This window comes from Gallibacterium melopsittaci (assembly GCF_042433085.1).
Taxonomy (GTDB): domain Bacteria; phylum Pseudomonadota; class Gammaproteobacteria; order Enterobacterales; family Pasteurellaceae; genus Gallibacterium; species Gallibacterium melopsittaci.
In genome coordinates this window covers 20,695-28,891 of record NZ_JBHLWA010000014.1, presented here as the reverse complement: position 1 = coordinate 28,891, position 8,197 = coordinate 20,695, and the positions used below count along the sequence as shown (strand labels likewise).

At 40.2% G+C, this 8,197-nt stretch carries 6 protein-coding genes; 1 reads left to right on the top strand and 5 read right to left on the bottom strand.

The window, feature by feature from the left end; translation table 11 throughout:
- The 5 genes from ACFFHT_RS03565 to ACFFHT_RS03545 all read right to left on the bottom strand — a co-directional run.
- On the bottom strand, window positions 1-1,135 hold a 1,135-nt coding region (locus ACFFHT_RS03565; RefSeq protein WP_382373536.1), incomplete at its 3' end, for a restriction endonuclease subunit S.
- A gap of 93 nt (window positions 1,136-1,228) precedes the next feature.
- A complete protein-coding gene (locus ACFFHT_RS03560) occupies window positions 1,229-2,242 on the bottom strand; it encodes a virulence RhuM family protein (RefSeq protein ID WP_382373534.1) in 1,014 nt (337 codons plus the stop codon).
- On the bottom strand, window positions 2,235-3,134 hold the full coding sequence (locus ACFFHT_RS03555) for a GIY-YIG nuclease family protein (protein ID WP_382373532.1): 900 nt from the start codon (window positions 3,132-3,134) through the stop codon (window positions 2,235-2,237). The genes ACFFHT_RS03560 and ACFFHT_RS03555 overlap by 8 nt, the downstream gene beginning before the upstream one ends.
- 4 nt (window positions 3,135-3,138) lie before the next feature.
- Window positions 3,139-6,372 (bottom strand): type I restriction endonuclease subunit R, encoded by a 3,234-nt coding sequence (locus tag ACFFHT_RS03550; protein WP_382373530.1) that lies wholly within the window; start codon window positions 6,370-6,372, stop codon window positions 3,139-3,141.
- A complete protein-coding gene (locus tag ACFFHT_RS03545; RefSeq protein WP_382373528.1) occupies window positions 6,372-6,950 on the bottom strand; it encodes a restriction endonuclease subunit S in 579 nt (192 codons plus the stop codon). Before ACFFHT_RS03545 ends, ACFFHT_RS03550 begins: the two co-directional genes overlap by 1 nt.
- A 238-nt stretch (window positions 6,951-7,188) precedes the next feature.
- Here ACFFHT_RS03545 and gpsA point away from each other — a divergent pair, with 238 nt between their 5' ends.
- Window positions 7,189-8,193 carry an NAD(P)H-dependent glycerol-3-phosphate dehydrogenase gene (gene gpsA / locus ACFFHT_RS03540; protein WP_382373526.1) on the top strand — a complete coding sequence of 335 codons (1,005 nt, stop codon included), beginning with the start codon at window positions 7,189-7,191 and terminating at the stop codon, window positions 8,191-8,193.
- Window positions 8,194-8,197 lie beyond the last annotated feature (4 nt).

Here is an 8,197-nt window from a genome sequence, read left to right as displayed (position 1 = left end):
ATTCGCCGATTTTTTGTTGTTCGGGGAGGGTGGGAACTGAGATTTCTTGTTCCATCAACTTTGTTTTAGAAATGTTGTATCGAGAAATCCCTTGAGCTAATAATTTAATATTTGCTCGAACACTCGGAGAACGTAAAAGAAAAGCTAAATAATGTGGGTCAAACTCCTTACTCGGACGGTATCCAAAACAAAAGCTATTTAGATAAATGTTCTCTTTAGTTTCAAGCCAAATTGATGACATTCCAACTTCGTCAGGAGTTTCTGAAGAAGTAGTAAATAGCACATCACCGTATTTAACTTGATTTTGCTTATTATCAATTTCAACACAATCTACACCGCTAGCATCAGCAATTGCATTACTGAAAACATTCATATAAGTTATGAATCGAGCATCCCCGTGTCCAAAATCTTCTTTCTTTTTTCCCGATAGTCCTGTGTAAGTATCTCCTACCTCCCCCAGCTTGCACTGTTCCCAAGCGTCAGTAAATTCAGGGAAACGAAGCTCGGGAAAATCCTCCCCCTCTTTAGGGAACATTTTCTGCAAAAGCGCTTTTTTAAGCCTTACACTGTGCTCTACCTTACGCTTATGAAGAGTAATGAGGGCGTCAAGCTGCCTGAAAAATGTGCCGATTTTTTGTTGTTCGGGGAGTGGTGGAGCCAAAAAAGTAAAATCCCTAATTTGGCTCAACCCTAGAAATTTTTGCGTTCCACCTGCATTTTCTTTACAAATGTATTTTTCAAAGATGGGAGATTTTAACAATTGGACTAGAAATATATTTTCAACTTTTCCATCTCTTTTCAATAAGGCAACATTTTTTATGGCGAAGCCATCACGTTCTAGAAGAATTGGATTACCAATAGTGCCAATCATTCCAAAAACAATATCCCCTATTTCCACTTTTGATCTTTTATTAATTTCTTCAAAATCTTCTGCGGATATAAAAGAAATATCATCCAAATTTAACCCATGTTCAGTAAGATTTTTTGATGTGACAAGAGGATATCCTTCATTTAAATATTTAGGTGATGAGTGCGTTCCATCTCTAACATCGTTAACCTCCCCCAGCTTGCACTGTTCCCAAGCATCGGTAAATTCGGGAAACCGTAGTTTTGGTATCTTGTTGTTTTTCATCATTTTTGTCCTATAGTCTTAAAATCATAAATAAGTTCAGACTGCTTAATCTTAAAACTTATCCAAAAACTACCGCACTTTTTCAATACGGTAAAATCATTCCTCTTTTTCTCTATTTTTAACTACTTTAGCTAACTGAGTCAGCATTTCTAATTCCTGATTATCTGCCTGTTTTGCTTCCATTTGCTTACGCCACTGGTCAAATTGCTCGTATTCCAAGCGTACTTTTTGCTCCATTTGTTGATGATTAATCTTACCTTTGTTGGCTAAGATAGGTTGATCATTAAAGGCGAGCAAGGCATCTACGTTGCTTCGCCAATACGCTAGTGTTAAGTCTTGACGCGTTTTCACACGCAATTCAGCACTTTCCAAAAAAATCACAGTTAAGCGATTGAGCTGATCAATTTCATCTGCAGTTAAATAGTTTTTGGCGGTAAAAATATCTTGTTTGCGAACAATATTCCCCTGCCAATGTGTCAATCCCATATTACTGGCTTGATGATTGGCACGGCTCACTACCAATTCTGCGGCAGTCTGATGGGTGATGGCATAAATCAGCTTATTTTGCGTTTCGGCAAAAAACATTTGTGTGGCTTTATCGCTTGGGTCGTAGTCGCTACTTAATGCCAAAAGATCACGCACTTTTTGGTAAAAACGCTTTTCACTGGCACGAATATCGCGAATGCGGGCAAGCAGTTCATCAAAATAATCGGGGCGACCATCGGGATTTTTCAACCGTTCATCGTCCATCACAAAACCTTTTTGCATCAGCTCGGTAAGCTGACCATTTGCCCATTGACGAAATTGTACCCCACGCCGTGAACGCACCCGAAAACCAATCGCCAATATCATCGGCAAACTGTAAAAAGCCACTTGGTAATTTTTGCCATCTGTGGCAGTTATTGAGAAATACTCAATAACTGAATTTTTATTTAATTCCTTTTCATCCAATATGTTAGCTATATGCTTGTTTATATTTGATACAGAGGTGTCAAAAAGTTCAGCCAACTGATTTTGGTTAAGCCATACCGTGCCATCTTGGGCATACAGAGAAACCTTGGCTTTGCCATCGTCGGTGTTGTAGATAATGATTTGGTTTGGGTTATTCATCGTTTGCCCCACTGCTATTGACATAAACTTCTTTTAAAGTTTTACCCTCTCGGGTTTTAAATTCTGTCCAGCCATTAGTGCTGGTTAAGAGAAGCAAACCAGTAGCTGCACTTGGGCTATTAAAGCGGTAATCTTTGGCAAAAGTGCAACGCCCTGTTTTTTCATCATATTCCAGTACACCTTTGTTGATTAATTCATGGCAAAAATCAATCATTTTATGGCGATAATCTTTTGCCTCATCTTTGTTGATGTAAGGAAAATTTGAGCCTTTTAGCACGATCATACCCTCTTGGGTGTAGATGGCTTGTGCATCTACATTTCCACGCGGACAGTGAAAAATAATGGCTTGTTGATGGGTATTTTCAGATTTCACTAGGCTTTCAAAAATGGGGTAGCCCAAAGTGGTTAAAAGCAGGCTGGCAATATCAAACATGGCATGACAATCTGCTTTAAGCGGTGCTGGGGTGTGCGGTTTTTGACCTTTGTTGTTATTAACAAGGTTAAATCTGGTGCATTTTGTTGCGGTGTCAATCGCCAAATTTTCAAGATAAAGGGCGTGAGTTTGGGTTAGATTCTTCGTGAGTGAAATCAGCACTAAGGCTCGAGACCAGTCTTTTTTGTCTTCTCTGTGGTGCTGGTCAATCCGTTTGCCCACTTCGCCAGATTGCCCGATATAGACTTCGTCATTGTCCGCTCCGCCAATCAAAAAATACACGCCCACTTGCCTTGCTTCGTCCATGTGCAAAAAGTCAGACAATACCGCCCGAGGCACTTCAATCAAGCGCATGATAGAGGTGGTTTGCTCAGCTACTCGAATGCCTGAGGGGTCTCCCGAAGGCAGGAAAATTTGAATGGTGGTGGGGTGTTTGGTGCTGTGCATAATATTTCTCATTATTCTACCCTCCTAATCTCATCAACCGATCCGCCAGTTGATAAAATGCTTCTCTTAATTGGTTGCGATATTTGATTTTGCTTAAATTTTGCACTTCGCTACTGGTTGCCAGTGTTTTATAGGCTCCTGCACCTTGGGTGATGATGGTGGTGAGCTGTTTATCATCGTCTAAATCTTGCTGACCGTAGCGGTGGCTGGCAAACAACTGTTGCATTTGGGCGGTGGAAACAACATCGGTAATGCCCCAATGGTTACGGAAATTCAAAAATTGTCGCTCTTGGGTTACGCCTGAGGCTGCCTGAATCACTTTATCTAGCTCATCGCTGCTAAATTGATAAGGCCATTCGGAGTAGCTCTCATCAGGATATTGCTCTGCCATAATGGCTTTAGTGGCTTGGCGGATTTTCTCGGCGTATGCCATGTCGTCCAAGCCACTCGCAAATTTGTAAATTTCGGCTTCGGTTTGTTTGGCTTGCTCATCTTCACCGTTATGCACTTGGTTAATCAGGGTGGCAATGAGTTCGCTTAAGTAATCATAATTGACTTTAATTTCTTTTAAATGCACCATTTTGAGTTCAATTTCTTTAATGGGTACATTGTTTTTCTTAGCCAATATTCTTTTTAATTCATTGGTTAATACCACAGTGAGCATTTTTTCTTGCTCTGCATTCATCTCCAGTGCTTCAATCAAACCATCAGGATTATCTAAATTCACTCCGTCTTTGCCTGTTTCTTCAGCTGGATAATGTTTTAAAGTGGCAATATAGCGGTTATATTGCTGTAATAATGCCCACATTTGCTCTTGGTCTTTTTCAGATTTGGGCAATTCGCTAAAAGGCTCACCTTGTGTATTTTGGGTCAATTTGCTTAAGTCTTGCACAACGGCTTTTGCTTCATCCAACACTTCGGCAAAAGGTTTGGCGATAATGCCACTGTCTTCATTGTTCTTTTTATTCTCATCCTCGCCGTTGGTATCGGTATTTTTATTTTTTACCTTGGCAGAATCTCGGTTGGCGTAAACGGCAAGGGCTTCATTCATTAAACGTTCATTTTGTTTTGGCCAACGGTAATTGACCACCTGCCCAAACGGTTTTTCTTGCATATCTTGTACTCGGTTGGTACGTGAATAGGCTTGAATAAGCCCTGCATTTTTTAAAATACGGTCAACATAAAGCGTGTTTAACTCGGGTGCGTCAAAGCCTGTCAACAACTGATCCACTACAATGACTAAATCCAAATAGCGCTTGTCGTACACGCTTTTATTGACTCTATCCATCACGTCTTGGGTGTATTCTTTCACCGTATCCAAGCCAAATGATGTGCCAAATTGCTGGTTGTAATGGTTAATGGCACGGTGCAAACTCTCGTTATTCTCCACCATACTATCGCTGTTATCCGTGCTGTAGCTAAAGGTAATTGCTACTTTCAGCGTGCTTTTACCTTCGGCACGGCGTGCTTGATTGACACGTTCAAACTCGTCAAAATACATCATCGCCATCGGGGCACTGCTACCGCTGACCACTTTGGTGGTTAAAAGCGCATTGTATTTGCCGTCATTACTGCGGTTACGCCAATGCTTGAAAATATCGGCAACAACCATCTCAACGTGTTTTTCATTGTTATCATAAAAATTTTTGCTCAAACTGCGTTCAATCGCCTCACCCTTGCTTTTATTGACAATATGTTCATCAAATTCTTCTTGGCGAACTTGCTCAATTTCGGCTTCAACTTGTACTTCTGTCCAATCAGGGTGTTCGGCTTTGATTAAATCGCGAATCTCAATTGTAGTTTTAAAATCCACTTTAAACCCAAGCACATTGCGATCGGCAATTGCCTCGCGAATAGTGTAGGCGTGGAGCAATTTGCCAAAAATATCCTCTGTTCTTAGCCCCTGAGTGGTGGCATCAAACATCGGCGTGCCTGTGTAGCCGACCCACAACGATTTTTTAAAGGCTTTTTGAATTTTTTTAAACTCATCGCCAGCAGTAGAGCGGTGTGCTTCGTCCACAATAAACACAATCTGTTTATCAGGCACTTGATAATCTCTGGCATTCACCAAACGCCCTAATTTCTGCACGCTGGTAATAATGATTTGATTGCTGTTGCTGGCTAATTTACGGCGTAAATCGCCTGTGTGCTTGGTATCACTAACACTGCCACCATTATCACCATCGGGGTCATAGGCACGGTATTGCTCATTGGTTTGATTAGTCAAGGCAATGCGGTCTACCACAAACACAACTTTATCCACCTTTGGCAGACGGCTTGCTAGCCACGCTGTTTTAAAGCTGGTAATGGTTTTGCCTGAACCTGTGGTGTGCCAAATATAGCCGATCTTGCCATCACCCATTTCAAAATCTGCTTTTTTAATGCCCTCAATCACTGCCTGTGTGGCATACACTTGATAAGGACGCATCACTTTAAGCATCTGTTTATTGGGGGTGCCGTCCAAAATCATATAATTAGTTGCCATTTGGTGTGCCATCGGAATGGACAGCATTCGGTCAGCAAACTCTCTCCAGTCCCGCACAATGGAATTATCATCAGGGCGTTGCCAGCTAAAGGCAAAATCCTTATTGAAACGGTCGGGCGTGGTGTTTGCCATATAGCGGATATTATTGGGCGTAATCCCCACCAAAATCTGCACGGTAGAAAAAATATCGCCAAATTGCCCCTCTTTAATATATTGATGCATTTGATTTAAGGCTTCATTCACATCACGAATATCCGTTTTTTCCTCAATGTGAATAATCGGCAAACCATTAATCAGCAAAGTTGTATCAAAACGGCGATTTGGCTTGCCTGCCATCTTGGCTGGGCGTTCAATTTGATTGACCACCTGATACACCGTATTGCCTGCCCCAATCTGACGCTGGTCAAACACCGTAAGAAAGACATGACGACCATCTTCCAAATCCACTTCCACCTGCGACACGCCATTTAAGCCATACAAAAACTGCCCAGCATCATAAGGCGTATAAAGGGCGTTGATATGTTGCTTCACCTGCTCAAACTCGCTCTGCTTTAACGGCTCATTCAACACATCTTGATTTAACTGCTCCAAAATCTGCTTAAAATTTTCCCAAAGTTGTTCAGTCGTCTTAATCTTAGACTTATACTTCCACAAACGCTTACTCGCATAAGAAGCCATCGGCTCATTCACCGTACTACCTTTAGGTGAATATTTTCCCGTAGATAAAAACTCAATTAATGCTGTTTCAAATTGGATTTCATTCATTAACATTGTCCTTTTGCATTAAGTAGGGTATCAATAATATAAAGTAAGTGTTGGTTATCCTGTTCTATTAATCGTTTTTTTAATGTTATCAAACGATTTTGTGCCATATAAATTTTGCCAACTGCTCGTTGAGTAGGTAAATCTGGGAGAGCGTTAATTTCTAATTGCCGTAGTTGAGAAATGGTATATTTCATAACTTGAGAACCTTGAATACTCAAAGCAAATTTTTTTTTAATTTCTTGACTACAATTAAGAAAATAAACTAAGAAGTTTGCATCTATCATTTCATTTGGTTCTAGCACGACATAATTGTGAGAATAAAGATAACCTGAACGAGCAGGATGAACTTTTGCTGCGGTACCAGAAATTAAACTAAATACGATGTCATTAGGTTTGAGGCAAGAAACTTTGTTAGTGGTTCTAATGATTTTGTTTTCAGTTTCACAAGTGGAGGTCATTGCTAAATCTGCTTGCAAATCGTTTTGACTATACAAATAAAATGAAGGGGCATTGTTATCTTCCGTAATACGAAATAATGGAGTGCCATTATGAATATTTATGCAATCAGTTAATTTCATATTGTTCCTTATTAAAAGTACACTTTTTTTATTATAAGTAACTTGTGCTTTTTTGCAATAATTTTTTTGTGATTTATTGAAATTACAGTTTTATGTTATAAATGCTTAATTAAAGATAATTGATAAAGTGCTTTTATTACTATTATTTCTCTATTTGCCCAAAATTCTCTTGCAATCCTCTTTCATTCGTCTATTTTTTCCTTTGATTAAGAAAAGATAAATTTTTAAGGTGATGATGATGACACAATTTCCACCAATAACGGTTATTGGCGCAGGTTCGTATGGGACAGCATTAGCAATTGCATTATCTAGAAATGGTTTCCCAACCATTTTATGGGGGCGTAATCAAACTGAAATTGAATCAATGGAATTGAATCGGGAAAACAGTCGATTTCTTCCTGGGGTAAAATTCCCAGAGGCGTTACAGCTAGAGAGTAATCTAGCCCGTACAATTCAAGCTGCTCGTGATATTTTATTGGTTGTGCCGAGCCATGTTTTTGCCGAGGTATTATGGCAGATTAAACCATTTTTGCTGCCAACGCATCGTATTATCTGGGCAAGTAAAGGTTTAGAGCATGACAGTGGTCGTTTACTTCATCAAGTGGCAGAAGAAATCATTGGTACAGCTTATCCATTAGCGGTATTGTCTGGCCCAACTTTTGCGAAAGAGTTAGCAGCAGGTTTACCAACTGCGATAGTACTTTCTGCGAAAAATCAAGAATTTGCACAAGAATTACAAGAGCGTATTCATTGTAGTAAGCATTTTCGTGTTTATTTGAATAGCGATATGATTGGTGTGCAGTTAGGCGGTGCAATTAAAAATGTCATTGCGATAGGTGCAGGTGTATCAGACGGTATTGGTTATGGGGCTAATGCGAGAACTGCTTTGATTACACGCGGTTTGGCGGAAATCTCTCGCTTAGGTGCCTCATTGGGTGCAGAGCCACAAACTTTTATGGGAATGGCTGGACTAGGTGATTTAGTGTTGACCTGTACCGATGATCAATCTCGTAATCGCCGTTTTGGGATGATGATTGGTAAAGGTTATAGCGTTGAACAAGCGATGCAAGAGATTGGGCAAGTGGTTGAAGGGTATTATAATACGCAAGAAGCATACCGTTTAGCACAACGACAACAAGTTGAAATGCCAATTGTAGAGCAGATTTATCAAATGCTATTTTGTGGGTTAACCGCAACGGAAGCGGCAAGAAACTTACTTGCCAGAGAGAAAAAAAGTGAGTAGGAGA